Source organism: Halobacillus sp. ABR2_026, assembly GCF_056158545.1.
This window is the reverse complement of the sequence record NZ_JBSWTM010000001.1, coordinates 2,865,666-2,890,718: the sequence shown is the minus strand read 5'-3', so window position 1 is coordinate 2,890,718 and position 25,053 is coordinate 2,865,666. Positions and strand designations below refer to the sequence as shown.

Below are 25,053 nucleotides of genomic sequence, written 5' to 3'. Positions count from 1 at the left end.
GAAAATTTATCACTTGATGATAGAGGTGTTTCAAAGAGAATTTTATGAAAGTTTTGCATGTATCCGTTTACAATTTAGGGATGGCTTGATTTGAAAGGAAGGTTTCGATAAAGTGAAATTGGTTCTAAAAAATGACGATTTGGAGGGTCATCAATGACACACGTTCGTTTTGATTACGAAAAAGCTCTGCCATTCTTCGGAGAGCATGAATTAGAATATATGCAAGGAGCGGTTTCCCTTGCTCATAAATCGCTACATGAAAAATCAGGAGCAGGCAATGACTTCTTAGGTTGGTTGGATCTACCAGAGAATTACGATAAAGAAGAGTTCGGTCGTATTAAAAAGTCAGCAGAAAAAATCAAGTCCGATTCTGATGTTTTACTGGTAATAGGGATCGGCGGATCATACTTAGGAGCGCGAGCTGCGCTTGAAATGCTGAACCACAGCTTCTACAATGAACTTTCTAAAGAAGATCGGAACACCCCTCAAGTGTTCTTTGTTGGTAACAGCATCAGTGCGCCATATATGAATGAACTATTCGATGTACTTAAAGACAAAGATGTTTCCATAAATGTCATTTCTAAAAGTGGAACAACGACAGAGCCAGCAATCGCTTTCCGTATTTTCCGTAAGTTCCTTGAAGAGAAATACGGGGTAGAAGAAGCTCAGAAACGTATTTATGCTACGACAGACAAAGAAAAAGGAGCCTTGAAGACACTGGCGACTGAACAAGGGTATGAATCGTTCGTAGTACCTGATGATGTCGGTGGTCGTTATTCTGTACTGACAGCAGTGGGTCTTCTACCAATTGCTGCTAGCGGCATTGATATTGAAGAGATGATGAAAGGGGCTCAGGCGGCACAAAGCGAATTAAGCACGGATGAGCTGTCTAAAAACCCTGCCTATCAATATGCTGCCGTTAGAAACGTCTTATACAACAAAGGGAAGACGATCGAGATGCTCGTGAACTATGAGCCATCCCTTCAATACTTTGCGGAGTGGTGGAAGCAACTGTTTGGCGAAAGTGAAGGAAAAGACCAAAAAGGAATTTTCCCTGCTTCTGCAAACTTCTCGACAAATATGCACTCTCTTGGACAGTATGTACAGGAAGGTCGTCGTGACTTATTTGAAACGGTCCTGAATGTCGAAACACCTTCTTCAGACATTACGATTGAAGAGGACAACCAGAACCTGGACGGACTGAACTACCTTGCAGGCGGCACTGTGGATGAGGTTAATGAAAAAGCTTACCTTGGAACGATGCTTGCCCACACAGATGGTGATGTGCCGAACTTGATTTTGCACCTGCCAAAACGCGATGCGTACACATTTGGATATCTCGTGTACTTCTTTGAGAAAGCATGTGCCATCAGCGGATATCTATTGGGTGTGAATCCGTTCGACCAGCCAGGTGTAGAGGCATACAAAGTCAACATGTTTGCGCTACTTGGTAAGCCAGGATTTGAAAAAGAAAAAGAAGAACTTGAAAAACGCTTGAAATAAAAATGAGTAGCTCAGGTCTCCAAAAAATGGATGACCTGAGCTTTTTTTGTTTGGGCATAGTAAGGAATAAAGGAGTGATGACAGTGATTCCATTATCTTCACCGATTACTGGCCAGGTGTACTCGTTTAATGATGTTGAAAGTGAACTGAAGGTTCTGGGTTTTAAACTCTCTGACAACTGGGATTATGAGCATGGTTATTTTGATTACAAGATCGATGACCATGTGGGCTATCAGTTCATCCGTCTCCCTTTCGTGGTAACTTCAGGTTCCTTGGACGCACCTAGTGATTATGCAACTATAGAAATGAAGGAACCGTTCTTGCTATCCCACAAGTATAATCCCGGCCTTGATGATAACGTAAAAGAGGGGAATTTTCGTGCCATTTTTGATCAGTTCCAGGAACCAGTGGATAAGGACGCTTCGTTTCCTGAAGAATTAATTAACGAAGGAAGAGAACTACTGGCGCAAGTGGAACAAGTGTTACTTCCGAAGGGGTGAGAAAACGACGAGAACATCTCCTTCTTCCAATACAATATCAGGGTGGAGATCGAAAGATAGATCTTCCCCTTTTTTGATGCCGATGATTTGGTAATGTTCGTTTAAGAAATGCTCGAATGCCTTTAACATGGGTTGGCCAATCAACTTACCGTCAATGGTTTCTTCGTGGAATTGACGTTCTGTTAATAATTCCAGAAGAAGTTCGAAAGGTTTAACTGGATCGTTTCGATAAAGCTCCTGATAGAATAGGCTGCTCATGAAATCGTTAGACCGGATGACGGTGTTGGCACCTGCTCGTTCGGCATTGATTTTTTGTCTGTCTGTTAACACTTCTGCAATAATGAATAAGCCAGGGTGATGCCCTTTAAGAGAAACGATCTGATGGATGACGGTCTGATCAGATTGTTCCTCAGCCATGGATGGGTCAGCTGTGATGATGGCGATCCTTGCTTCTTTGACATTCGCATCTTCTAGCGTCTCTTCATTTGTTGCACTTCCATTGATAAAGTGAACGCTGGAGAGGCGTTGGTAGAATTGGTTCATCGTCCGGTCGATCAGAACGATTCTTTCCTGCAGGTTTTGTTTTTCCAACATGTCCAGGAGATGACGGGTCCGTTCATTCCAACCAACGAGAATTAAGTGATTGTTTCCTTTGAACGCTACCTTGCCTTCAGATAAGTCGGTTTCATGTTTAACGGTCGAAGCTGACAGGGTAGCCATATAGAAGGTTACAAGCCCACCGCCGGAAAGAATCAGCACGATAGCTGTAAGCTTCCCTGTTGCACTCAAAGGTACATAATCCCCGTAACCCACAGTCGCCCCCGTTACGAATGCCCACCAGAGGCCATCAAAAAATGTAGGAAAGTTATGAGGTTCAAGGATATGGATGATCATGCCGAATAATGACATGGTAAAGAGTACGGTTGTCAATAACCGCATAAACAGCGGCATTTGAAAATACAGGCGGATTAAGGATTGCATGCCATACGCCCCTTTTTTACCCTTAGTATGGCTCTTTTATCCATCCTTCAAACATGAAAGGATTTCCTTCTAGTGAAGGAAACCCTCTTCAATGTTTTATGAAATCTTTTCTTTTAAATCATCATAGACGCAATACCAGAAATCTCTATTGTCCCGGTACGCTTTTGTAATGAAAGTGAGCACTTCTCTGCGTTTTTCATTGTATTCTTCTTCATCCTGATCCGGCAGATTGGCCAGCGAATCATCGATGAATGCCTGGATATCCGGAGCACGCGGACCCCAGGTTCCAACCTCTTTCCCTTCCGTATTGATGAATATGATTTTAGGGATGGCTCGTGACCGGCCATCTGTCAAATACCGGTCCATTAATTCAGGGTTTTCATCGCGTAAAAGGAAGTGGACTGGGATCCGGCTGTACTCTGCGATTTTAATGAAAATCGGCAGGTTGAGCATCGCATCTCCACACCAGTCCTCCGTAAGGACGATTGCACGTAATTGCTTTTGCTGGATCTTTTCAAAAAGTGGATGGTCCTCTACAGGAATAGGGAAATTCTCATATATATAAATAAAGTCTTTTTGATGTGTTTGCATATGGTCTACATAAGTTTGTGCAGACATCCCTCTTTTAAACCATTCTTCCAAATTCATAAAACCCCTCCTCTAAAAACTCCGTACATAATCACGTTCCCTAAAATGTGAAGGAGTAAGCGTCCGATTATAATGGAATCCTGCTTTTTTGGTATGATAGAAGAAAAGGGGGATGATTATGGACAAAGAACGATTGGATTATTTATTGGAACTGCTGAATACACCTTCTCCTTCCAGTATGGAAATGGAAATTCAGAAGAGGTGGATCAAAGAAATGCGACCATATGCTGACGAAATCAAGACTGATCATGCAGGGAATGCGATCGCTATTTTGAATCCTGAAGCTGATTTTAAAATTCTTTTGGCCGGTCATTGTGATGAAATTGCTCTGGTCATCAACAGGATTGATGACCAAGGATACCTCCATTTTGATAAAATGGGTGGAGTTAATCCGAAGGCCGCGGTGGGCATGAAGGTAACCATACTCGGTTATGGAAAAGAACTGACAGGAGTTATTGGGGTGAATGCTCAGCACCATGGAGGTTTGAAAGGCGATTTTGGCTGCGATGACTTATTTATTGACTGTGGGGCCAAGTCAAAAGAAGAAATGGATCAGTATGTTCAAATCGGTGATCTTGCCGTTTATAAGAGGGAACCGGAACTGCTGATGGACCGATACATAGCGGGCCGCGGCTTAGATAATCGAACAGGACAATTTATCGTAGGAGAAGTGCTGAGGAGATTATCTGAAATGGAAATCCATGTCGGAGTATACGCGGCCAGCACGGTGAATGAAGAGACGAACATGGGGGGCGCGTACTTTGCCGCAGCAGGCATTGAACCTTCCATGGCCATAGCCTGTGATGTGACATTTGCCACGGATTATCCGGGCGTCAACAGAAATAAGCATGGGGACATTCGTTTAGACGGGGGTCCTGTACTCGCAAAGGGGGCGCCAATTAACCGTAAAATCAACAAGTTGTTAGAAAAAACAGCAAAAGCACTGGAGATGGATGTGCAGTATGAGCTTACACCGAGAATGACAGGAACAGATGCAGATAAAATGAGACTTACAGGAAAGGGCGTACCCGTTAGTCTTGTTTCCCTGCCCCTTCGTTATATGCATTCACCTGTAGAGACCGTCAGTTTGGAAGATATGGAAGAAGAAATTTCCTTGATTGTAGAAATGATTAAAAATATGACAGGGAAAGAAAGTTTGAATCCGTTAGAAGATTAAAGCCAAAACACCGGGGAGAACCCCGGTGTTTTGTTTATTTTAAGCATAATTGGAAAGAATAGCAGATATAATCTTCAATATATTAAGGAGTGATCTGCATGGATCGGGAAGTACTGCATCAACAAATTATGACGTTGAAAGGAAAGATTTGTGCCGGGCAGCTTCAGCTCCATGGGTATGACGAATACCTCCTCATGCAGCTGGATAAAGTGAAAGATAGTGAAGATGGTCTTGTCGATGTGTCCACTGTTTCTTCTACCCTTCGTTTGTTTATTGATGCTACGGAAAAAATACAGTCTCCATCAAATTGACCACATAAAATTAAAAGAACGTAACCTTTAATATGGTTAGAGAAACCATGAACGGGAGCGCACCACGGGTGAGCTCTTTTTGTTTGCTTTTATGCAGCCTGTCCTTTCTTGTTGAAAACAACTCTTATCAACCAGTAAACATTCATAAAAGAGTATTTATTAAATGAACAGTTATGTTAAAAAGCATTTGTTTTCTACTACTTGTAGATTGTAATTATATATTTAGTATATATGATTATATCGCCCGAACAATTTGAGAGTTTTGGAAATAAAATACTCTCATAACGTGTGGAAAGGATAGAAAATATGAGAAAGAAGTTTAATGCAAGTGATGCTAGAGAAGTCAGGGTGGTAGGAGATACGTCTCAAATCCGTCCAGTTCAATGCTGTACATCCAGAGCGGGAGGAACAGGCCCAACAGGTGCGACAGGTCCAGCAGGCCCAGCAGGCCCAACAGGTGCGACAGGTCCAGCAGGCCCAGCAGGCCCAACAGGTGCGACAGGTCCAGCAGGCCCAGCAGGCCCAACAGGTGCGACAGGTCCAGCAGGCCCAACAGGTGCGACGGGAGCAACAGGAGCAACGGGAGCAACAGGAGCAACGGGGGCCACAGGAGCAACAGGTTTACCTGGAACTACGGGTTCTATCATTCCTTATGCTTCAGGACTTCCAGTGGCGATGACTTCAGCCTTAGGCGGACTACTTGGAACGTCAAGTTTGGTTGGATTTGGAAGCAGTGTAACGGGTGTAACTATCCTTGGTAGTGGTCAGATTGATTTGACGGGAGCAGCAGGGACGCTGCTGAACTTTGCTTTTTCAGTTCCGCGTGATGGTACGATTTCTTCACTCTCTGCTTACTTTAGTTCTACAGTAGCTCTCCAACTTATCGGTGACCTTACCATTCAAGCTCAACTCTATGTCTCTGAAGACCCGGCAACCAATGTTTTCACTCCAATTCCAGACACTCTCGTTCAGCTGTCCCCGACGTTCAACCCCATTCTAAACATTGGTGATATCGCACGGGGAGATGCATCTGATTTAAGTGTGCCCGTATCACAGGGCGACCGTTTGCTCATGGTGTTTTCCGTTATTGAAGAAGGGATCACAGTCGCGAGCACTGTTTTAGGATACGCAAGTGCAGGTGTCACCATCAACTAACGACAGGGGAGACCATTGTGGCATCAATCAGTTTGTGTATGATTGTGAAAAATGAAGAAGACTGCCTGGATAGATGTTTATCATCTGTCCAGGATGTTGTTGATGAAATCATCATCGTTGATACGGGTTCGGAAGATTCAACAAAAAGAATTGCGGAGAAGTATACAGATCTCATTTATGATTTTACGTGGGTCCATGATTTTTCAAAAGCTCGAAATTTTTCATTCATGCAGGCCTCTATGGATTATATATTTTGGCTAGATGCAGACGATGTGGTGTTAGAAGCGGACAAAGAGAAGATCAGAGAGATGAAAGAACTAGGTTTTCATGGTTGTGATGCCCTATCCATGCACTATATTCTCGCAGTAGATGAGAATGAGAACATTACGTCCAGTGTGACGAGGAACCGCCTTGTGAAAAGAAGCAGGAATTTCGCTTGGCAGGGGCGTGTCCATGAATACCTGGAAGTCAGCGGATCTCTGATAAGCAGTGATATCCAGGTATGGCATAAAAAAGGTGAAGTTTCACTCTCGAAGCGAAACTTGAACATTTATGAGCAAATGATGGAAGAAGGGGAAGAGATGACCCCGAGAGATTTATATTATTATGCGAATGAATGCTTTGATCATGAAATGTGGGAAAAAGCAGCGGAAAGATACTTGGAATTTTTGAATACTGATTCGGGCTGGGTGGAAGATCGAATTTCAGCACATGCGAAGCTTTCCGATTGTTATCGTCTCATAGGAAAAAATGAGGAAGCCGTTCAGCAGATTCATAAAACATTTGAATATGATATTCCGCGTGCCGAACAATGCTGCCGGTTAGGTTACATGTACTTATTGAATTCACAATACGAGGAAGCGATTTACTGGTATACTTTTGCATCCAATTGTGAGTTGGATGTTGTTAAAGAGAAAGGCGGGTTCATTAATTATCCGTGTTATACATGGCTTCCACATTTAAACTTATGTTTCTGCTATGATCGGATCGAAGATTACGAGAAAGCCGCTTATCATAATCAAATCGCCAAAAAGTTCAATCCTTTGAATGCTGATGTGTTATACAATGAGAAATATTTAATGGAAAAGCTGGAAAGCACCCAGAATAATAAAAGTAGTTCGATTCTTGAATAATATCACCTTTAAAACCAATAGTTAAAACTGTTGGTTTTTATGTGTGGTGAAGAACGATTAAACAATATGAAACAAACTCATTCAACTAATGGATTATTTCTCTTTATATAGATTGAAAATACAGCAAATTTTCTATCTAAGATCTAACGAGGAATCAAAGGCAGGGATGTTGGGGAGCCCCTCATACCCAACCTTTGGGTGTATGAAGGAAAATGATTGGGTAATTCCTAGCCTGAACCAAATATGCATCCATTTCATTTGCGAGAAGATTTGGATGAGGGGCAATTAGGGGTTCAGTTCCAGGATGTTGAAGGATCCGTACCTGCCCATATGGGAAATATAGTAAAGGAAGAGAAATAGGTTTTACTCTAACATTTCAATAAGAATTAGAACTTGAAAGGGATTTCGTGAATGGGCGATTCTTCTTAGGTACGTTAGGTTCATGCCTCGTTTATATGCTGCTTTTTCTAATAAAGTCGTTTCATTGAACATAGCAGTTGATAAATTCCCGATATGGATTTGAGTCAGTAAATCATAATAAGCATTTACTAACAATTCGTCACTAAATTCTTCATAGGGAGAGGAGAAGTTGCTCAGATATTAGCCTCCTGTTTTAGAAATCTCAGAGGAAATAATTTCAATATTTCACAACTCTTCATTTCAAGACTTTGTCCCACCCTATCATAGGAAGAAGATAAGAAAATAGGCAGGGAGTAAAATTACATTAATTTACCAATGATTGAACACTTCAAAACTATTATCTGGAGTTGATTGGAAACATAACCAATCTAGATAGTAATCAGGCATAGAAAATGACCAAGAGCATCAGTTTCATTGCAATGCAGTAAGCCTTGTCAAAGATAGAAGAGATCTTTAGATGGTAGGTGTATGCGGAAATGCATTTAGTATTCTTAACTGACGTACATCTATTATGAAACAACATACTATAAAGAAAGTACTAATTTAGGTGGTGTTTATGGGGAAGAAAGGAAAGCACAGGGTAAACGCTCGAATGGTCTATGATTGGCAATCCTCAAACGACGAATTTATAATTAAAATACCTATAAAGTCAAGTCCTAAACCAAAACCCTTTAAAGTTGATACTTACCAATACAATGCTCTATCTGACGGAAGGAGTTTAATCTATACTGATGATGAGGAACTGAAGGAATATGGGAATCAAGGTATTTTAGATCCCGCAACTGTATCTTATATCAATCTATTCGTAAATGGAGTATTACAACCTCCCAATACCTATACAGTAAAAAAAGGCTATTTGATTTTAAATACAAATCATATACCGGCAGAGAACACACCGATAATTCTTCAGTTTATTACAGTGTATCAATCATAATAAATAAGGGTTCCTAATATTAGGAACCCTTATTTATATTTTTATAATTAAGTCGTAATATCTGTAGTAGAAGTTGGAGTGTAGTTTACTACTTCTAATAATACTGGGGAACCGGTAATGAGTGGATCGCCACCAGCTGGTACATCGATATCGAGTGATCCAACCGCAGTGGCTCCTGGGGTATAAGTTGAAATTCCGCCCATTTGCAGAACACCATTAATATAAACATTGTAATAACTGTTTTCTGTAGCGAGTGTAGGTAGATCGGTAGCTGCTGAGCCTGAGTCATCAAAAAAATCAGCTGTATCAATGGACAAAGTAGCTCCTGCAGCAGTTTCTCCGGTAGTTATATGAAAATATTTTTCTGCAGTTGGGTCTACGGAAACTGTGGAAGAAGCTGTAATCTGAAGCTTCATAAGTTGAAGGGCCATAATTAACCTCCTTTATACTAGCGTTATTACTATAATATGGTCTGAATTTAGATTTGGTTTAGACTCTTTAATTAAATCATGTCTATTGTATTGGAAGTAGTTGGTTTTACTTAGGAATGGAATTAAATTGGCATCGGTTATTAAAAATATATAGGTCATAAATGATTTTTTGATTTTTGAAACTCTAATATTATCAATTATATTTCTTCCAGCATGTATTTAGGAATTTTAACCCCTTCTTCCATCATCCTAATAAAAGCGTTAACTAAATTACCATCGAATTGAGTCCAGGAACACATTTCTAACTCTTTAAATGCTTCTTGGTCACTCAATGTCTCCCTTGAGTAGATACGTTGGTCAATAGTCATTGTGTCAAATGCATCACAAATAGAGATTATACGTCCCTGTATCGTTGCTTCATCTCCTAAGAGGCGTCTTGGATAGCCGCTACCATCCCATCTCTCATGATGGTCTCTTATAAACCTCGCTGCTCTTGTTAAACCAAGGTGCTTTCGAACAATTACATTTCCAACATGTGAATGGCTTTGAATTATAGTAAACTCCAAGTCACTCAACTTCTCTGATTTGAACAAAATATTTTTAGATATCCCCATTTTACCAATATCATGTAATAAAGATGCCACACGGAGATCTTCATCATAAACTCCCACTCTTTTAGCTAACATACTTGAAAGAAACATCACGCGGAGCGAATGGTACTTAAATAGATGTATGACTTCATTATCTTGAGCGATCTCATAAAAGAGTGTTTCTGGATCTTGTCCTAAACTCTGAGTAGATTTATCGAACATAAAGGTAGCATCATTTTCTGGCGTGTGTATATTATCGCGAATTGAAAAGATAGACTTCACATTTTTAAATATATCGTCATAGGGAACTCTGTCTTCTCTTTGTTCAGCTATATATTGAATGATTTTAAAGTCTTCATCGTCATAGATATGTTCATTGTTTTCCATATTGATATGGTGGTTTAATCTATTTTTTAATTCTTCAAACCATTGATCAATAACTTTAGGACTCTTCTCAACATATTAAGAAATTTCATCTAACGTATACGCTTCCATAAAAATGACCTCCTGAGCATAATCTAATAAAAGACGATAAAGAATGTCCGCATTTTTTATTGTAAAAATTAAATGGTTTTGGTCTACGTAGCTCTTTAAGGGATAGTTACAATAGTATATAACCATAAGTCATTAATTTAAATCATTAAAGCTTTGATAAGGTGACCTGGTTGGCAGTAATCTTCTACATATTTAAAACTAGGTATTAATACATTTTCCCAAACCGATTCTTCAGATCTTCCTAATATTCCTTGGGGAATATTAGGAAGATCTCATATACCCCAACAGTCTACGATCCTGCTGGATTTTTTTGTTGTCAAACAGTTGTCTGAATTTAGCAACCATCACCAGTTTCTATTCTAAAGGCTCTGTTAAAGTTCAGTGTTGATATTTGCAGCAACGGATGGAAGTGACAATGAATGATAGGATGGTAAAAGGAGTTTATTTCCAATTGTTGAAACCTTTGAATGATCTCCTTTCACGATCCTACCATTGAATCTTGTTGGATTATTATTTCGAAACGGAGCTTTTCGCTAAATGGCAGGATTGTTGAAGACTTGATTTCGAGACTTCTGTGTGGTGGATAGGGCTGCGGGGAATGACTCGCTTTCCGCGGGAGCGCGGTGAGCCTCCTCGGACTACGTCCTGCGGGGTCTCACCCTGAACTTTTTTCCTCGTAGATATCCGGTTTCTGCGCCTAGCGGCTAGTGAGACTTCCCTCGCTTCTGTACGATAAGTCAACATCGAATCTCTTCGTTCTTCGTGTTTCCTTTATCTCCTCCAGCTCAGTCCAGTCCATACGCCGCTGAACGAGGCGCCTGCACACTTAAGATAGGAGTCTCGCCATTCCCCTCCGCCCCTTTGCCATATAAGTGTCTCGAAACCACTACTTGAAAAATCAGCTTGTATGGTTAAGAGAAGGGAATGATATCATCTCTACCCCATGAACGTTTAGCATACGCAAATGCTTGATACTACGTATGATGTGCCCGCCTAGGGGAGAAGAATTGGAAACTTACGAATCCATACAGATGTTCGAACCTCAACCATTCAAGCTCACCCTTTTTAAAGTGGCTTCGAGACACTTATAAGGGAAAGGGGGCGGAGGGAAACGGTGAGACTCCTATTGGACGTGTGGGACAGGTGAGACCCTGGAAGGCGTAGCCTGAGGAGGCTCACCGCCCGCCCCATGGAAAGCGAACCTTTTCCCGGAGCCCCCTAGAATCACACAAACATCTCGAAGCTGAGCCTTCCACAAACGGGAGCTTTAGTTGAATAAGCCAACTGCAAAAAGTAACTTCCATAAAATTGGAAGTTACTTTTTGCAGTAATATCAACACTAAACTTTAACAGAGCTATTCTAAAAGAACCGGTGTAAATAATCTCAAAACATTAAACTTGCGATATTCCAAGGTTTTGTATAAAATAAATTTACAATATCATATCGATTCCATCTTCGGGGCAGGGTGCAATTCCCGACCGACGGTAAGAAGAACAGTGGTTCTTTAAGTCCGTGACCCGTATGTTTCCAACATGCGGTGGACCTGGTGAGAGTCCGGGACCGACAGTTAAAGTCTGGATGGGAGAAGATGTCGAACGGAACAGATAGGTGAAAATCTATCTGTAATTTCCTATGGACACGCCTACCCTTAGCCCGAATGCTACAGGGTTATTTTTGTGTCCTTATTTATTAGGCCGTTTACCTTCATCTGGGATGTGAATCGATGAAAAGATGAAGGAGGAGATCGATGATGAGATCCGATACAGGACAATCATCAAAACTGCAAAAATTAGTAATTCTAGCTTTACTTGGTACCATTTCAATGGTGTTGATGTTTTTGAAATTTCCGCTTCCCTTTTTACCCCCTTATTTAAAAGTAGATTTCAGTGATATTCCTGCTCTTCTTGCGGCCATAATGTTTTCGCCGCTGGCAGGCATCGTGGTGGAAGCGTTGAAAAATGGATTATATACAATTTTTACAGGGGTTTCTGATCCTATCGGGGTCGTTGCAAACTTTTTTGCGGGTGTTCTGTTCGTTGTTCCTGCCGCCCTTATTTATCGTAGAGGACGTACAATGAAATCTCTTGTTCTTGGATTGGTTTCAGCATCCATTTTTATGGCTGTCATCATGAGTGTCCTCAATTATTTCCTAATACTCCCTGCTTACAGTTGGTTTATGGGATGGGAGACTATGAGTACAGATGTTAAGTGGATGACAATTATGGCGGGGATTCTCCCGTTCAATGTTCTGAAAGGTGCGATTGCCGGGACGCTCTTTGTGTTCTTGTTCGTTAAGATGAAAGGATGGATAGAACAGAAGAGTATCCGTCAGACGGCCGCATAAAAAAGCGAGGGGTGGTCACCCCTCGCTTTTTTTATGCGTTTTTTTCATTCTCAATTTCGTCTACTTTATAACGGGCCGTTGGCATAGCTTCCAGACGTTCGACAGGAATGGGCTCTTCCGATTTCTCACTTAATCCATAACGTCCTTCTTCTATCCGCTGCAATGCATCTTCGACTTCCATTCGTTTTTCCCGGGCCTGCTCGTAAAAGGTTTGTTCTTTTGCCCGTTCAAATTGGTCGGTTCCCTGGTCGCCTGGATGATCGGCTACACTGGATATTTCACCGGTCCGATCATTCTCATACGCTTCTTTTGCCTCGTCCTCTCTGTATTCTTCCATATGCGCTTCCGCTTCTTCTTTCATTTCCAGAAGGCGGTTCTTAAATTTTTGGATCTGCTCTTCATTCAACATCCTCGATCGACTCCTTTCAACGTAGCATTCCATTCATTTTTTGGGGACGACTCCGATCGTACATCGCGATAAACACAAAGGATCTCCTTTATCATTGGTGATGACAATCTCCCAAACCATCGTATTTTTACCGATGTGTGCGGGGGTTGCCGTCCCTGTTACATATCCTTCGCGGGTACTTTTAATATGATTGGCATTAATTTCCACACCGAACACCTGTTGTTTGTCAGGGTCTATGTTTAAGAAGGCACCGATGCTGGCTGCGCTTTCTGCTAAGGCGACACTGGCACCTCCATGCAGGAATCCCATAGGCTGATGTGTTCTGTGATCCACAGGCATTCGTATCTGGACCTTAGCCGCTTCGGCAACGACAACTTCCATTCCCAATGCTTCCATTAATGTATTGTCCATCATAGATCTATTCATTTTCATCCCGTCCTTTTTGTATTATTCCCATTGTCATTTGGGTCAAACCTTTATGTTCAATGTGCCCGGAGTAGAAGTAATCTCGAAAAATCAAATGAACTTATTTATATTTCAAATTATACACGTGTTTGCTGGTTTACGTTTAACCTCTCACCGCAAACTTAAAAGAAAAGGTTCACTTCCACTATTTGTACTTAGGTAAGAAAGGCTTCGTATACCGTTCATAACTTAACAATGATAGGATGGTAAAAGAGAATTTATTTCCAAGTGTCGAAACCTTTAGATGATCTCCTTTCACGATCCAACCATTGAATCTTGTTGGATTATTATCTCGAAACGGAGCCTTTCGCTAAATGTCAGGATTGTTGAAGGCTTGATTTCGAGACTTTTGTTGAGTGGATGGGGGCTATGGGGAATAGCTCGCTTTCCGCGGGAGCGCGGTGAGCCTCCTCGGACTACGTCCTGCGGGGTCTCACCAAGCACTCTCTTCCCGCAGGAGTCTCGCCATTCCCCTCCGCCCCTTTGCCATATAAGTGACTCGAAACCACTACTTGAAAAATCAGCTTGTATGGTTAAGAGAAGGGAATGATATCATCTCTACCCCATGAACGTTTAGCAAACGCTTGATACTACGCACGATCTGCCCGCCTGGGGGAGAAGAATTGGAAACTTACGAATCCATACAGATGTTCGAACCTCGACCATTCAAGCTCACCCTTTTTAAAATGGCTTCGAGACACTTATTAGGTTAAGGGGGCGGAGGGAAACGGTGAGACTCCTATGGGACGTGTGGGACAGGTGAGACCCCGGAAGGCGTAGCCTGAGGAGGCTCACCGCCCGCCCCATGGAAAGCGAACCTTTTCCCGGAGCCCCCTAGAATCACACAAACATCTCGAAGCTGAGTCTTCAAGAGAAGGGAGCTTTCGTTGAATAAGCCAACTATAAAAAAAGGAACTTCCATAAAATTGGAAGCTCCTTTTTGCAGTAATATCATCACTAAACTCTAACTGCGCCTTTATGAAAGAGGGAAGTTTAGGTGTAAGAGCAGGGATAGACCTAAAAGAAAACCATAAATAGTGTTTGTCTGAGCTGTGGCTTTCATAGCAGGCATCATTTCGAGTGGCTGGGTCTTTCCTACAAATCCCTGAATGGCTTTCCCTGCTTTTCCAACACTAAAGAAAGTGAGGAGTGCCCATATAGGCAGGGTACCAGAGAGAATTAAAATGGCTGTCCATATATAGGCGGTAGCAAACAGGGAACTTATGAATAGGATAGACCCTTTATGACCGAATAAAATAGCAAGAGTTTTCCTGCCGTTTTCTGCATCATTGACTCTGTCCCGGATGTTGTTTGCTAACAAAATGGCCCCCACAAAAATGGCCACCGGAATAGAAACGATGATAACTTCACTAGTGATGGATAATGTCTGAATAAAGTAACTGATGGCTATGATGATGGTGCCCATGAAAAAGCCGGCTGTGATTTCACCAAATGGTGTATAAGCGATCGGCAGAGGTCCTCCGGTATACAAGTATCCAAACAACATGGATACTACTCCGATCACAGCGATCCACCAGCTGGACGAAGCGCAGATGTAGAGGCCTAATAACCCGGCAAGCAAAAAGAAGGTAAGGGCCAGCGTAAGTACGGTTCTAGGGTTGATACCGTCGCGGACGATCGTCCCGCCGATTCCCACAGAACTTTCATTATCCAAGCCTCTCTTATAGTCATAATACTCATTAAACATATTGGTAGCAGCTTGAATGAGGATGGAGGCTAGCAGCATGGCTGCGAACAACCAGAAATTGATCGTTTGTTCCGAAGCAGCAAGCATCGTCCCCACGAAAACAGGAACAAAGGCTGCTGTAAGTGTATGCGGGCGGAGGAGCCGCCACCATACTTGGAAACCTTCGCGTTCATTCAAGGAAGCTTTAATGTTTTGATTTTGAACAGAGCTCATTGGTGTTCTCTCCCTTGTCACTATACTAATGTTATGATAACAATTTAAGTTTAGGGAAACCGCTCAATAGTGTCAATCATTGTAAGAAAAAGATGGATTTAAAGCTAGATTCCTTGAGTCAAGAGAAAAAAGAGAATAAAATAGAAAGTGATGGACACACGTAGAACAATCAAACGTAGTGTGCGTATTGAGTAGATAACGTCCCTTAAAGAATGGGAGGAATATATATGCTTCATACGAAGACCCCTCACATAGAAGAGATGATAGGGGAGGCTCTTCAACAAGCACATCATCTTGGGGAACCTCATTTAATAAGTATCGTTCAACATATAGAACATCAAGATCCATTTCGTTTTTTTGAAGCAGGACTCACAGTTGATCCGCACTGCTCCTTTTGGCAGAGTGCAGATAATGATTTGACCATGGTCGGGGTTGGAAAAGCAAGTCAATTGTATGCAAAAAGTATACAACGTTATCGCGAAACCCAGGGTCTATGGAAACAACTGCAGAAGAACGCGACACTGTATGATGTATACAAGAAAAGAGGGACAGGGATGGTGGCGCTCGGGGGATTTAGTTTTGACCCTGAGGAAGAAAAAGGGACACCTTGGGAATCCTTTCCTGACAGTCGAATGACGATTCCGGCTTTCCTGTTGACGAAGGTAGATGGGGAATCTTACTTGACCATCAATGCTCTGCTCTTTCCTGAAGATCATCTACAACAGATAACAAGACAAATACAAAATCATAAAGAAACCCTACTTCTGAAAAGATCTGAGGCCGGCTCCCTGCCTGTGATTGACCAGGCATTTGAAATCGGACCCGAATCTTGGAAAGATACGGTGAAACAAGCGACAAAAGATATTACTTCCGGTTTGTTGGAAAAAGTCGTACTTGCCAGGGAACTGCGCGTTTCGTTTAAGGGAGACGTCTATATTCCCGGTGTACTCCAAGCATTGGCTGAGACACAGCCGAATAGTTATATCTTTTGTTACGAAAGTGATGGGGACCATTTCCTTGGTGCTACCCCCGAAAGGCTTGCCAAAGTGGAAGACCGTGAGCTGATTTCGACTTGTCTGGCAGGAACGGTCCCTCGAGGACGAACCGAAGAAGAGGATATTCTATTGGGACAAGAATTGCTCCAGGATGCGAAAAACCGACAGGAGCATCAATTCGTCGTAGACATGATTAAAGAAGCGGTGGAAGCGTGCAGTAGTCAGGTAGAAGTCCCAACGGAACCTGTTCTTTATCCACTTCGAAATCTACAGCATCTATATACCCCGGTGAAAGCTGTTTTAGATGACGGTTTTTCGTTATTGGACGTCATCGAAAAGCTGCACCCAACACCAGCTCTAGGGGGAATGCCGCAGCAAACTTCCGTCGAGTATATCCGGAAACATGAAGCTCTGAATAGAGGGTGGTATGCGGGACCGGTTGGCTGGATTGATGCCCAGGATAACGGAGAGTTTGCTGTGGCGATACGTTCAGCCCTGGTCCGCCAGAACGAGGCGTCTCTGTTTGCCGGTTGTGGTGTGGTCGAAGACTCCGATCCGGAAGCAGAATTTGTAGAAACAGCTGTCAAACTAAAACCGATGTTAAATGTATTGGGAGGATCAGAATGGGACATGTAGAAGCTCTGACAAAATATGTGACTCATTTTGTTGACCAAATGGTGTACTCAGGTGTTGAACACGTTGTCGTTTCACCAGGGTCGAGATCCACTCCCTTAGCAATGAGTTTTGCTGAGCATTCCGGGGTGAAACACTGGGTTCACCTTGATGAACGCTCAGCAGCTTTTTTTGCTATGGGGGTCGCTAAACAGGAGAAAAAACCAGTCGCGCTTGTCTGTACATCCGGTACGGCTGCAGCTAACTATTATCCGGCGATTGTAGAGGCTTTTTACAGTCGAGTCCCTTTAATCGTATTGACTGCAGATCGGCCGCACGAATTGAGAGGGGTTGGAGCCCCGCAGGCGATTAATCAAATCCAAATGTATGGAAGTTACGTCAAATGGTATCAGGATTTGGCATTGCCGGAAGAGAACAATTATTTCTATGCAAGGCAGCAGGCGGCGAGGGCTGTTGAGGAATCACTGTCCGGCCAGGGACCTGTCCATTTGAATATGCCATTTCGCGAACCCTTGATTCCTGACTTCGGTCTTAAGGGCGCGTGGAGAGGAGATGTTCGGCCGATTCAAATCGCTCATAGAGGAAGTCTCACGTTACCGGAGGACCAGATAAAACAGCTATTCGAACGTTTGGCTCGCAAAGAGAAGGGTTTATTTGTTGTGGGGCCTCAAACGGACCCTGATTTATCGGTAAGTATCACGAAACTGGCCGCACGTCTGGGCCTCCCGGTATTCGCTGATCCTCTATCTCAACTCAGGACCGGCGATCATGACAAGAGGAATATCGTTGAAAATTATGGCTCGCTGCTGAAGTCTCAAATGGTCAAGGAGCAGTTTATTCCTGATTTCATTGTGAGGTTTGGAGCGATGCCGGTTTCTAAAACATATCTGAAGTGGGTAAAGGATATCGATGAGCGCATCGATCATTTTGTCGTAGATGATCAAGCAGGGTTCCGCGAGCCGGCAGGAATTCAGGCTACGTTCATATGGAATGATCCCGTCAACTTATGTGAACGATTATCGGCCTACGTACCTGAAGGAAATGTTGAGACTAAATGGCTGAATCAGTGGCAAGAGATGAACATTACCGCGAAGCGTGAAATGTTGAAGGACCCTGGAGAACCGTTGAATGAAGGGCATGCGGTTGTATATTTGTCAGAGGTTCTGCCCGATAAATCCAACCTGTTTATTGGAAATAGTATGCCGATTCGCGATGTTGACAGCTTTTTTATGTCTTCACCCAAGAACATTCATTTGATGGCAAACAGAGGGGCGAACGGAATAGACGGGGTCGTCAGTACCGCTATAGGGGCAGCATCCACAGGGAAGAACACAACGTTATTGTTAGGGGATATATCGTTTTTCCATGATTTAAATGGATTATGGATGGCTAAGAGAAAACAGATTCCAATTACTATTGTTGTGATTAATAATGATGGGGGAGGTATCTTTTCTTATCTTCCTCAATCTAAACATCCGGACCATTTTGAGGAGCTCTTTGGTACACCGCTCGGTCTCGACCTTGGTCCTGTTGTCAAAATGTATGGAGGGGTTCACAAACGAGTGACGACATGGGATTCCTATAAACAGGCGCTGGCAGAAAGTTATGAAAATCCTGGACTAAATATCATTGAAGCTGTAACCAGCCGAGAAGACCATGTGGCTTTTCACGAGGCACGATGGGAAAGTGTGGAACAAGCGGTTTTGGATTGGAGCGATTTTTCATGAAGCTGGATGTGAATGGAAGGTCCTACTGGGTCGAAGATAAGGGAGAGGGCCCTCCGCTCGTGCTGCTGCATGGATTTACGGGAACTCCTTCTACCTTTGATTCGATCGAGGCGAAGCTCAATCAATCCTACAGGTTATTGAAGATCGATTTACCTGGCCACGGCAGGACCGGTCCTATAGGTGTGGTAACAATGGAGCGCTTCTGTCGTGACCTTCACTCCATCCTGGTCCAACGGGGAATGGATAAGGTTTCCTTCCTCGGCTATTCATTAGGAGGAAGAGCAGCCCTGTCTTTTGCCATGCTGTATCCGGAAAAAGTTGACCGCCTGTTGTTGGAAAGTGCCTCTCCTGGTTTAGCTACTACTGAAGAGCAGCTGGCAAGGCAAGCCAAAGATCAAGGCTTGTCTCAAAAGCTTCTGAAGGATGGACTCGAAGATTTTGTGGGATTTTGGGAAAGGATTCCTCTCTTTGCATCCCAGCATAGTCTCTCTCAAGAAGTGAAACAAGCGTTGCGGGAGGAGCGGTTAAGTCAGTCTGCCGAAGGTCTTTCTCAATCACTTCTGGGTATGGGGACAGGACATCAGCCTTCATGGTGGGAGCAGCTTTCTTCGTTTAAACGCCCGGTCCTACTGATCACCGGGGAAAAAGATGAAAAGTTTCACAACATTAATAAGGAAATGGCCGCAAGCTTTCCGAATGCTGAACATCGAGTGGTAAATGATGCCGGTCACACCGTTCACCTTGAGAATCCTGGAATTTTTGCTAAAATTGTAGATGGCTTCATGATAAAATGAAACGTGCTTGAAAGCGTTTTTCATGAGGAATAAAGTAAAGGTACGTAAAAAGAAGGAGGAAATACAATGTCTTTTGATTGGGTTCACGATCGTGAATACGAAGATATTACGTATGAAAGATTTGAAGGGATTGCCAAAGTTACGATCAACCGTCCGGAAGTTCGTAATGCATTCCGTCCGCAAACGGTGCATGAGTTAATTGATGCCTTTGCCTATGCGCGTGACGATTCCAGAATTGGTGTCATCGTTCTAGCTGGTGCAGGCGATGACGCTTTCTGTGCAGGTGGGGACCAGAAAGTCCGCGGCCACGGTGGTTATGTAGGGGATGACCATATTCCGCGTTTGAATGTCCTTGATCTGCAGCGTTTGATCCGTGTCATTCCGAAACCGGTGGTAGCCATGGTTTCTGGTTATGCTATCGGCGGCGGCCATGTTCTACATATCGTATGTGACTTGACGATTGCCGCTGATAATGCCATCTTTGGTCAAACAGGTCCAAAAGTAGGCAGCTTTGATGCTGGGTATGGAGCAGGTTTGCTTGCTCGTATCGTAGGACATAAGAAAGCCCGTGAAATCTGGTACCTGTGCCGTCAATATTCGGCAAGAGAAGCTGAAGATATGGGACTCGTAAACACAGTCGTACCACTGGAGGAGCTTGAAGCTGAAACGGTTCAATGGTGCCGTGAGATGCTTGAGAAATCCCCGACGGCTCTTCGTTTTCTTAAAGCTTCATTCAATGCTGATACAGATGGTTTGGCAGGACTTCAGCAAATGGGTGGAGACGCTACACTTCTTTACTACACAACAGATGAAGCTAAAGAAGGACGCGACGCCTTCAAGGAAAAAAGAAAGCCTGACTTTGATCAGTTCCCTCGTTTTCCTTGATTGATCCGGATATATGAAAGTAATGGAGAAGGGGCATCCTGTAAGAAGGGTGGCCCTTTTTGTTTCAATTGATTTTAGTACATAGTACATAGGTAAAGGAAGGATTGGAATGGGAGAAATTATTCCTCACTGGTTGGACAAGCAGGCGGATTTACATCCGCATCGCACAGCATTGGAGTCGGAAGCAGGCTTCTCTTTAAGTTTTTCAGAGTTAAGAGAAAAAAGTCGCAGGCTGGCGTTTGGTCTACGAAAACAAGGGGTGAATTACGGCGATCATGTGGCGCTATTGGCAGGAAACAGCACCGAGTACACAGCTTTTGTTCACGCCATTAGTTATATAGGAGCCGTGGGTATCCTCCTGAATACAAGACTCGCACCGAGCGAAATTACGTACCAGCTTAAAGACGCTCACGTTTCGCATGTGTATGTCAGTGCACCGCTGTTTCAAAAAGCTGAAGAAGCGGCTGGGAAATTGAACTTGAAACTCTGCAGCCTCTCCGATTTGTCTAGCCAGGAAGGAGAAAGATGTGAGTTACAAACAGAATTGGACCTTGATAAAGTCTATACGATGATGTACACATCCGGAACGACTGGAAACCCTAAAGCTGTCATGCATACGTACGGGAACCATTGGCACAGCGCAATGGCATCCGCTATGAACATAGGGGTAGTAGAAAAAGACAAGTGGTTGAATTGTCTGCCATTGTTTCATGTCGGCGGCTTTTCAATCTTAATGAAAAGCGTCATCTATGGAATGCCGGTCTTACTTCTGGAGAAGTTTGATGCGGAAAAGGTCCACAAAGCAATCATGAGCGGAGAAGTGACCCATGCGTCTGTTGTAACGGTCATGCTGCAGCGTCTGCTGGAACATCTTCGGGACCAGACTTATCCGGAAGTTTTCCGTTGCATGCTTCTGGGTGGGGGGCCTGTCCCAGAGGGGATGCTTAGGAAAACATCAGCGAAGAGTATTCCGGTATTCCAAACGTATGGTATGACAGAAACATCCTCCCAGATTGCTACACTCAGTCCTGAGTTCGCCTTTTCTAAGCTTGGTTCTGCCGGGAAAGCATTAAGTACAGCACAGTTGTATATCGACAGTCAGGAAAGAGGAGATATTGGGGAGATCATTGTTCGGGGACCGATGGTGTCCAAGGGGTATTACAATCGTGAAGAGAGAGCAGCGGTCGATTTGAGAACAGGGGACCTCGGTTATGAGGACGAAGATGGTTTCTTGTATGTGGTGGATCGGGTAAAAGACGTCATCATATCCGGTGGTGAAAATATCTATCCAGCAGAAATTGAGAGTGTGCTTGCATCCATCCCGGGTGTGCGTGAGGCAGGGGTGAGTGGACAACCTGATGAGAGCTGGGGGGAAGTACCCGCTGCGTATATCGTGCGTGAGCAGGGTGCGACTCTGACAAAGGAAGAAGTGGTGAATCGGTGTAAAAAGCATTTGGCTGGGTATAAATGTCCAAAAGCGATCTATTGGATCGAGGAACTTCCAAGGAACGCCTCCAATAAGATTTTGCGAAGGCATTTAGCGGAGAAGTCGCGGGAAGGGGAGAAGCAATGAGGATCCAATCTATTCGCATGAGAGAGGTATCCCTTGCGCTCAAAGCGCCGTTTGTAACCCATCAACTCGAGATGAACGAGAGGCCATTAATCATTATTGAAGCAAAAGATGTGTACGGCAGGATTGGATATGGAGAAGTGACAGCATTTCCTGCACCTGTTTATACGTATGAAACCATCCGTACAGCCTGGCATATTCTTGAGCGACACCTTATCCCTGAGGTGTTAGACAATGACATCCATTCCCCTGGTGACCTTGTGGAGCTATATCATAAGGTGCAGGGTCATCCGATGGCTAAAGCCGGACTTGAGGCAGCATTGTGGGACTTATTTGGGAAGCAGAAAGGAAAGAGTCTTTCCGAACTCCTTGGCGGGGAGCGGACTTCTGTCGCAGCAGGTGCTGTTATCAGCCTGGGGTCTTCTCTTGAAAAAGATCTATCCCTGCTTCAAAAGGAAGGGTTTCAACGATATAAATTAAAAGTAATCAAAGGAAAGGAAAAAGAAGCCATCGAAACCATTCAAAAAATCGAGCCGGGACTTCCGATAATGATTGACGCTAATGGTCAATATTCACAAGAAGATATGGCACATCTCCTTTCACTGGATGGTTATGGATTGACGATGATAGAACAGCCGTTTCCAGCGGGGGACTTTTATTGTCACCGCCTTCTGCAGGCGCGAATGAAGACCCCTATCTGTCTGGATGAATCTATCATGTCTTTGCAAGATGCTGTACAGGCTGTTGAACTGGGCAGCTGCCGGGTCATCAATGTAAAGATTAGCCGTGTAGGTGGCTTAACCGCAGCAAAACAAATCCATGATTATTGTCAATCCAAGGGGATTCCGGTATGGTGCGGGGGTATGGTTGAATCTGGCATATCCAAAGCGCATAATCTTGCCCTAGCTTCTCTTCCGAACTTTACGGTGCCGGGGGACTTGTCAGCATCCACCCGATATTTCCACAAAGACATTGTCTGCCCGGAAATCGTAATGAAGGAAGGTACCATTAAAGTTCCACATGGAGCAGGTATTGGGTTGGATGTTGATGAAGAATACTTAGGAAAAGTAACTACAGCTTCTCAAATTTTTTTAAAAACGGGTAATCATAAATAAACTTCTCTTACTTGCTCACAATAGGAAGAGGAGGTGCGAAGGTGCAAAAAGATAAATATTATATAAATATGGGAACAAGGGAAATTTCTTTGAACCATGACGCAAACAATGATGATTTTACAATTTATGCGACACACGAAGAGGTAAAGGCTTTGAGAGAAGTCTTTGACGAAATTTATAATGCGGACGCTGAATCATTCTGGAGATCCCATGTGCCTTTTAAACCTTATCATGATGATCAGCCGAATGATGAAGCGGATATGGAGATGGTCAAGGCTTTTCAGAAGATTTATGAACTGGGTGATGAAACCACCAAGCATCATATTGAGGGAATGGGAGTCCTGAATGACTGAAGAACCGCTTCTTAAAAAGAGGCGGTTCTTCTATGGGAGCTAGAACAATCCCTGCATACTTTCCATTTCTTCGGCATTTTGAATGATCTCATCTGGAACTTCAATGGCTTTAATCTCGTTAAAGCGACTGAACTCACTATAAATGGATTGCTCTATTTCACTCTTTTCCCCATTTTGATCAAGTTCCAGGCTCATATCCATTTGGAACATGTCAGGGTAATAGGTGTCTTTATCTATTTTTATCGTGTAAGAGAGGTCCTTCACCGTCAATCCTTTTAATAGTTCTTCAGGTAATTGTCCGGAAGGCAGGGTGTCCTCAAGCGAATCTTCCATGATTTTTTGAACGTTTTCTCCTTCCGATTGAAAGGTTAAGACGTACCGGTCTTCTTCAGCTGTTAATTCAAAGTCATCACTGTACTCTTTGAGGACTTCTATTTGTTCAGCTGGGGTTTGACTGTTGGATTGAAGATTCTGAAGTTGTTCCAGCACACTTTCTGGCGCTTTTACCCATCCTTCCCCATCCGGGTTTGTCATGAAAAGGCCCTGGTCTGTATAATACTGTTCGATTTCCAGCCCCATTGTCTCGATGGTCTGATGGAAGGCCATAGGTTCTACCTGATGAACAGCATCAATAGTTGATTGAATCGGTATTCCGCTTTCCGGGAGTCCGTTGTTCCCTTCTCCTCCCATCTGCAGCAATTGTTCAGTCTCTGTTTGAACAGCATAACTCTTCAAGTCATTATTCACCTTAGAAGCTTCTGTCATGACTTCCTCGAGCTTGCTCCCTTCTGAACTTCCACAGGCACTCAAAAAAAGTGTAAGTACCATGGTAAACATGACGACACACATTCGCTTTGTCATGGTTAGTCTCCTCTCATGTTTCTTTTCATATCTTTACGGATTACCAGGCAGAAAGTTTCGTTTTTTTGTCTATTTTTACATTTTTTTCATGTCATTAAGAAGTTTGTCTGCGGACCGGTTTGTATTTAGCTCGGCTTGTGGTACGATTTATACAGGTAAATAACAGAACGTATATCAAGGATTAAAGGCAGTTGAGCAGACATGAAAACTTTTTATGATTTTTACCACAATCCTGTGCGCTTATCTTTTGAGGATCATCCTTTTTCTGAGACCCCGAAACATGTGTGGGTGATATGCCGATACAAGGATCAATGGCTGCTCACCAAGCATAAAGATCGAGGTCTCGAATTTCCCGGTGGAAAAGTGGAAGAAGGAGAAACGGCAGAGCAAGCAGCTTATCGCGAGGTAAGAGAAGAGACAGGAGCTGTCATCTCCCAGTTATCTTACATCGGCCAGTACCACGTAGAGGGAAAAGGGGGGACGGTCATCAAAAACGTTTATTTTGCCAGGATTGAAACAATTGATGATCAAGACCATTACTTTGAGACACACGGACCAGTATTGTTCCGTCATCTCCCTCGTAACTTGAAAACCAATGACCGTTTCAGCTTTATGATGAAAGACGAAGTTCTGCCGGAATGTTTGAAAAAGGTAGAAAAGCCATGATGGCTTTTCTTCCTTTTTTTATGAGCCGGAGGGAAT

Annotated in this window: 24 protein-coding genes and 1 riboswitch; of the genes, 16 read left to right on the top strand and 8 right to left on the bottom strand. The window is 43.3% G+C overall.

The genetic code is table 11. The features are described 5' to 3' along the window. The first annotated feature begins 153 nt into the window (after positions 1-153). Entirely contained in the window at positions 154-1,503 is a 1,350-nt protein-coding gene (locus ACXADE_RS14955) for a glucose-6-phosphate isomerase (RefSeq protein WP_474981238.1), read from the top strand. A gap of 83 nt (positions 1,504-1,586) precedes the next feature. Then, positions 1,587-2,003 carry a YugN-like family protein gene (locus tag ACXADE_RS14950; protein WP_474981237.1) on the top strand — a complete coding sequence of 139 codons (417 nt, stop codon included), beginning with the start codon at positions 1,587-1,589 and terminating at the stop codon, positions 2,001-2,003. On the opposite strand, the gene ACXADE_RS14945 is transcribed toward ACXADE_RS14950, so the two are convergent. After that, positions 1,986-2,984 (bottom strand): potassium channel family protein, encoded by a 999-nt coding sequence (locus ACXADE_RS14945; RefSeq protein WP_474981236.1) that lies wholly within the window; start codon positions 2,982-2,984, stop codon positions 1,986-1,988. The two genes, ACXADE_RS14950 and ACXADE_RS14945, sit on opposite strands and share 18 nt — an antisense overlap. A gap of 96 nt (positions 2,985-3,080) precedes the next feature. Continuing rightward, positions 3,081-3,632, bottom strand: coding sequence for a thioredoxin family protein (locus ACXADE_RS14940; protein ID WP_474981235.1), 552 nt, complete (start codon positions 3,630-3,632; stop codon positions 3,081-3,083). A gap of 118 nt (positions 3,633-3,750) precedes the next feature. Here ACXADE_RS14940 and ACXADE_RS14935 point away from each other — a divergent pair, with 118 nt between their 5' ends. The 5 genes from ACXADE_RS14935 to ACXADE_RS14915 all read left to right on the top strand — a co-directional run bounded on the left by ACXADE_RS14935 (position 3,751) and on the right by ACXADE_RS14915 (position 8,762). Further along, positions 3,751-4,809: a M20/M25/M40 family metallo-hydrolase gene (locus tag ACXADE_RS14935; RefSeq protein ID WP_474981234.1), complete on the top strand. Its 1,059-nt coding sequence runs from the start codon at positions 3,751-3,753 to the stop codon at positions 4,807-4,809. 98 nt (positions 4,810-4,907) lie between these two features. Further along, positions 4,908-5,120, top strand: coding sequence for a hypothetical protein (locus ACXADE_RS14930; protein ID WP_474981233.1), 213 nt, complete (start codon positions 4,908-4,910; stop codon positions 5,118-5,120). A gap of 306 nt (positions 5,121-5,426) precedes the next feature. Beyond that, positions 5,427-6,275: an exosporium glycoprotein BclB-related protein gene (locus tag ACXADE_RS14925; RefSeq protein ID WP_474981232.1), complete on the top strand. Its 849-nt coding sequence runs from the start codon at positions 5,427-5,429 to the stop codon at positions 6,273-6,275. Between the two features lie 38 nt (positions 6,276-6,313). Further along, entirely contained in the window at positions 6,314-7,408 is a 1,095-nt protein-coding gene (locus tag ACXADE_RS14920; protein WP_474982240.1) for a glycosyltransferase, read from the top strand. A 976-nt stretch (positions 7,409-8,384) separates the two neighbouring features. Beyond that, on the top strand, positions 8,385-8,762 hold the full coding sequence (locus tag ACXADE_RS14915) for a DUF4183 domain-containing protein (protein WP_474981231.1): 378 nt from the start codon (positions 8,385-8,387) through the stop codon (positions 8,760-8,762). Positions 8,763-8,809: 47 nt separating this feature from the next. Here ACXADE_RS14915 and ACXADE_RS14910 read toward each other — a convergent pair whose 3' ends face one another. Then, positions 8,810-9,193, bottom strand: coding sequence for a DUF4183 domain-containing protein (locus tag ACXADE_RS14910; protein WP_474981230.1), 384 nt, complete (start codon positions 9,191-9,193; stop codon positions 8,810-8,812). Between the two features lie 197 nt (positions 9,194-9,390). Next, the gene (locus ACXADE_RS14905; protein ID WP_474981229.1) at positions 9,391-10,170 is read right to left on the bottom strand and encodes an HD-GYP domain-containing protein; all 780 of its coding nucleotides are present in this window, start codon (positions 10,168-10,170) and stop codon (positions 9,391-9,393) included. 1,556 nt (positions 10,171-11,726) lie between these two features. After that, a riboswitch (FMN riboswitch) is annotated at positions 11,727-11,873 on the top strand. 156 nt (positions 11,874-12,029) lie between these two features. Between ACXADE_RS14905 and ACXADE_RS14900 the strand changes: the two genes are divergently transcribed. After that, positions 12,030-12,623, top strand: coding sequence for an ECF transporter S component (locus ACXADE_RS14900; protein ID WP_474981228.1), 594 nt, complete (start codon positions 12,030-12,032; stop codon positions 12,621-12,623). Between the two features lie 31 nt (positions 12,624-12,654). On the opposite strand, the gene ACXADE_RS14895 is transcribed toward ACXADE_RS14900, so the two are convergent. The 3 genes from ACXADE_RS14895 to ACXADE_RS14885 form a co-directional block, all read right to left on the bottom strand. Next, positions 12,655-13,032 carry a TraR/DksA C4-type zinc finger protein gene (locus ACXADE_RS14895; RefSeq protein ID WP_474981227.1) on the bottom strand — a complete coding sequence of 126 codons (378 nt, stop codon included), beginning with the start codon at positions 13,030-13,032 and terminating at the stop codon, positions 12,655-12,657. Between the two features lie 33 nt (positions 13,033-13,065). Further along, the gene (locus ACXADE_RS14890; RefSeq protein WP_474981226.1) at positions 13,066-13,458 is read right to left on the bottom strand and encodes a hotdog fold thioesterase; all 393 of its coding nucleotides are present in this window, start codon (positions 13,456-13,458) and stop codon (positions 13,066-13,068) included. A gap of 1,015 nt (positions 13,459-14,473) precedes the next feature. Beyond that, positions 14,474-15,418, bottom strand: a complete 945-nt coding sequence (locus tag ACXADE_RS14885) for a 1,4-dihydroxy-2-naphthoate polyprenyltransferase (RefSeq protein ID WP_474981225.1) — start codon at positions 15,416-15,418, stop codon at positions 14,474-14,476. A 227-nt stretch (positions 15,419-15,645) separates the two neighbouring features. Between ACXADE_RS14885 and ACXADE_RS14880 the strand changes: the two genes are divergently transcribed. From ACXADE_RS14880 to ACXADE_RS14850, 7 genes are all read left to right on the top strand, one after another. Next, entirely contained in the window at positions 15,646-17,049 is a 1,404-nt protein-coding gene (locus ACXADE_RS14880; protein ID WP_474981224.1) for an isochorismate synthase, read from the top strand. Further along, positions 17,037-18,773, top strand: a complete 1,737-nt coding sequence (gene menD, locus ACXADE_RS14875) for a 2-succinyl-5-enolpyruvyl-6-hydroxy-3-cyclohexene-1-carboxylic-acid synthase (protein WP_474981223.1) — start codon at positions 17,037-17,039, stop codon at positions 18,771-18,773. The genes ACXADE_RS14880 and menD overlap by 13 nt, the downstream gene beginning before the upstream one ends. Next, positions 18,770-19,567 (top strand): 2-succinyl-6-hydroxy-2,4-cyclohexadiene-1-carboxylate synthase, encoded by a 798-nt coding sequence (menH, locus tag ACXADE_RS14870; protein ID WP_474981222.1) that lies wholly within the window; start codon positions 18,770-18,772, stop codon positions 19,565-19,567. Before menD ends, menH begins: the two co-directional genes overlap by 4 nt. 66 nt (positions 19,568-19,633) lie before the next feature. Next, positions 19,634-20,452 carry a 1,4-dihydroxy-2-naphthoyl-CoA synthase gene (gene menB / locus ACXADE_RS14865; protein ID WP_474981221.1) on the top strand — a complete coding sequence of 273 codons (819 nt, stop codon included), beginning with the start codon at positions 19,634-19,636 and terminating at the stop codon, positions 20,450-20,452. Positions 20,453-20,561: 109 nt separating this feature from the next. Continuing rightward, positions 20,562-22,025, top strand: coding sequence for an o-succinylbenzoate--CoA ligase (locus ACXADE_RS14860; RefSeq protein WP_474981220.1), 1,464 nt, complete (start codon positions 20,562-20,564; stop codon positions 22,023-22,025). Continuing rightward, positions 22,022-23,137: an o-succinylbenzoate synthase gene (gene menC, locus ACXADE_RS14855; protein ID WP_474981219.1), complete on the top strand. Its 1,116-nt coding sequence runs from the start codon at positions 22,022-22,024 to the stop codon at positions 23,135-23,137. The genes ACXADE_RS14860 and menC overlap by 4 nt, the downstream gene beginning before the upstream one ends. A gap of 41 nt (positions 23,138-23,178) precedes the next feature. Further along, complete coding sequence (locus ACXADE_RS14850; protein WP_474981218.1) at positions 23,179-23,490, top strand: hydrolase; 312 nt, start codon at positions 23,179-23,181, stop codon at positions 23,488-23,490. A gap of 39 nt (positions 23,491-23,529) precedes the next feature. Here the strand turns inward: ACXADE_RS14850 and ACXADE_RS14845 are convergent, their stop codons facing one another. Further along, complete coding sequence (locus ACXADE_RS14845) at positions 23,530-24,351, bottom strand: DUF6612 family protein (protein ID WP_474981217.1); 822 nt, start codon at positions 24,349-24,351, stop codon at positions 23,530-23,532. Between the two features lie 201 nt (positions 24,352-24,552). Here ACXADE_RS14845 and ytkD point away from each other — a divergent pair, with 201 nt between their 5' ends. Continuing rightward, the gene (ytkD, locus tag ACXADE_RS14840) at positions 24,553-25,017 is read left to right on the top strand and encodes an RNA deprotection pyrophosphohydrolase (RefSeq protein ID WP_474981216.1); all 465 of its coding nucleotides are present in this window, start codon (positions 24,553-24,555) and stop codon (positions 25,015-25,017) included. Positions 25,018-25,053 lie beyond the last annotated feature (36 nt).

What these genes read in the sequence shown, in the direction of transcription:
- ACXADE_RS14955 (WP_474981238.1), top strand. Translation starts at nt 154, where the DNA reads ATGACACACGTTCGTTTTGATTACGAAAAAGCTCTGCCATTCTTCGGA.
- ACXADE_RS14945 (WP_474981236.1), bottom strand. Translation starts at nt 2,984, where the DNA reads ATGCAATCCTTAATCCGCCTGTATTTTCAAATGCCGCTGTTTATGCGG.
- ACXADE_RS14940 (WP_474981235.1), bottom strand. Translation starts at nt 3,632, where the DNA reads ATGAATTTGGAAGAATGGTTTAAAAGAGGGATGTCTGCACAAACTTAT.
- ACXADE_RS14935 (WP_474981234.1), top strand. Translation starts at nt 3,751, where the DNA reads ATGGACAAAGAACGATTGGATTATTTATTGGAACTGCTGAATACACCT.
- ACXADE_RS14930 (WP_474981233.1), top strand. Translation starts at nt 4,908, where the DNA reads ATGGATCGGGAAGTACTGCATCAACAAATTATGACGTTGAAAGGAAAG.
- ACXADE_RS14925 (WP_474981232.1), top strand. Translation starts at nt 5,427, where the DNA reads ATGAGAAAGAAGTTTAATGCAAGTGATGCTAGAGAAGTCAGGGTGGTA.
- ACXADE_RS14920 (WP_474982240.1), top strand. Translation starts at nt 6,314, where the DNA reads ATGATTGTGAAAAATGAAGAAGACTGCCTGGATAGATGTTTATCATCT.
- ACXADE_RS14915 (WP_474981231.1), top strand. Translation starts at nt 8,385, where the DNA reads ATGGGGAAGAAAGGAAAGCACAGGGTAAACGCTCGAATGGTCTATGAT.
- ACXADE_RS14910 (WP_474981230.1), bottom strand. Translation starts at nt 9,193, where the DNA reads ATGGCCCTTCAACTTATGAAGCTTCAGATTACAGCTTCTTCCACAGTT.
- ACXADE_RS14905 (WP_474981229.1), bottom strand. Translation starts at nt 10,170, where the DNA reads ATGGAAAACAATGAACATATCTATGACGATGAAGACTTTAAAATCATT.
- ACXADE_RS14900 (WP_474981228.1), top strand. Translation starts at nt 12,030, where the DNA reads ATGAGATCCGATACAGGACAATCATCAAAACTGCAAAAATTAGTAATT.
- ACXADE_RS14895 (WP_474981227.1), bottom strand. Translation starts at nt 13,032, where the DNA reads ATGTTGAATGAAGAGCAGATCCAAAAATTTAAGAACCGCCTTCTGGAA.
- ACXADE_RS14890 (WP_474981226.1), bottom strand. Translation starts at nt 13,458, where the DNA reads ATGAATAGATCTATGATGGACAATACATTAATGGAAGCATTGGGAATG.
- ACXADE_RS14885 (WP_474981225.1), bottom strand. Translation starts at nt 15,418, where the DNA reads ATGAGCTCTGTTCAAAATCAAAACATTAAAGCTTCCTTGAATGAACGC.
- ACXADE_RS14880 (WP_474981224.1), top strand. Translation starts at nt 15,646, where the DNA reads ATGCTTCATACGAAGACCCCTCACATAGAAGAGATGATAGGGGAGGCT.
- menD (WP_474981223.1), top strand. Translation starts at nt 17,037, where the DNA reads ATGGGACATGTAGAAGCTCTGACAAAATATGTGACTCATTTTGTTGAC.
- menH (WP_474981222.1), top strand. Translation starts at nt 18,770, where the DNA reads ATGAAGCTGGATGTGAATGGAAGGTCCTACTGGGTCGAAGATAAGGGA.
- menB (WP_474981221.1), top strand. Translation starts at nt 19,634, where the DNA reads ATGTCTTTTGATTGGGTTCACGATCGTGAATACGAAGATATTACGTAT.
- ACXADE_RS14860 (WP_474981220.1), top strand. Translation starts at nt 20,562, where the DNA reads ATGGGAGAAATTATTCCTCACTGGTTGGACAAGCAGGCGGATTTACAT.
- menC (WP_474981219.1), top strand. Translation starts at nt 22,022, where the DNA reads ATGAGGATCCAATCTATTCGCATGAGAGAGGTATCCCTTGCGCTCAAA.
- ACXADE_RS14845 (WP_474981217.1), bottom strand. Translation starts at nt 24,351, where the DNA reads ATGACAAAGCGAATGTGTGTCGTCATGTTTACCATGGTACTTACACTT.
- ytkD (WP_474981216.1), top strand. Translation starts at nt 24,553, where the DNA reads ATGAAAACTTTTTATGATTTTTACCACAATCCTGTGCGCTTATCTTTT.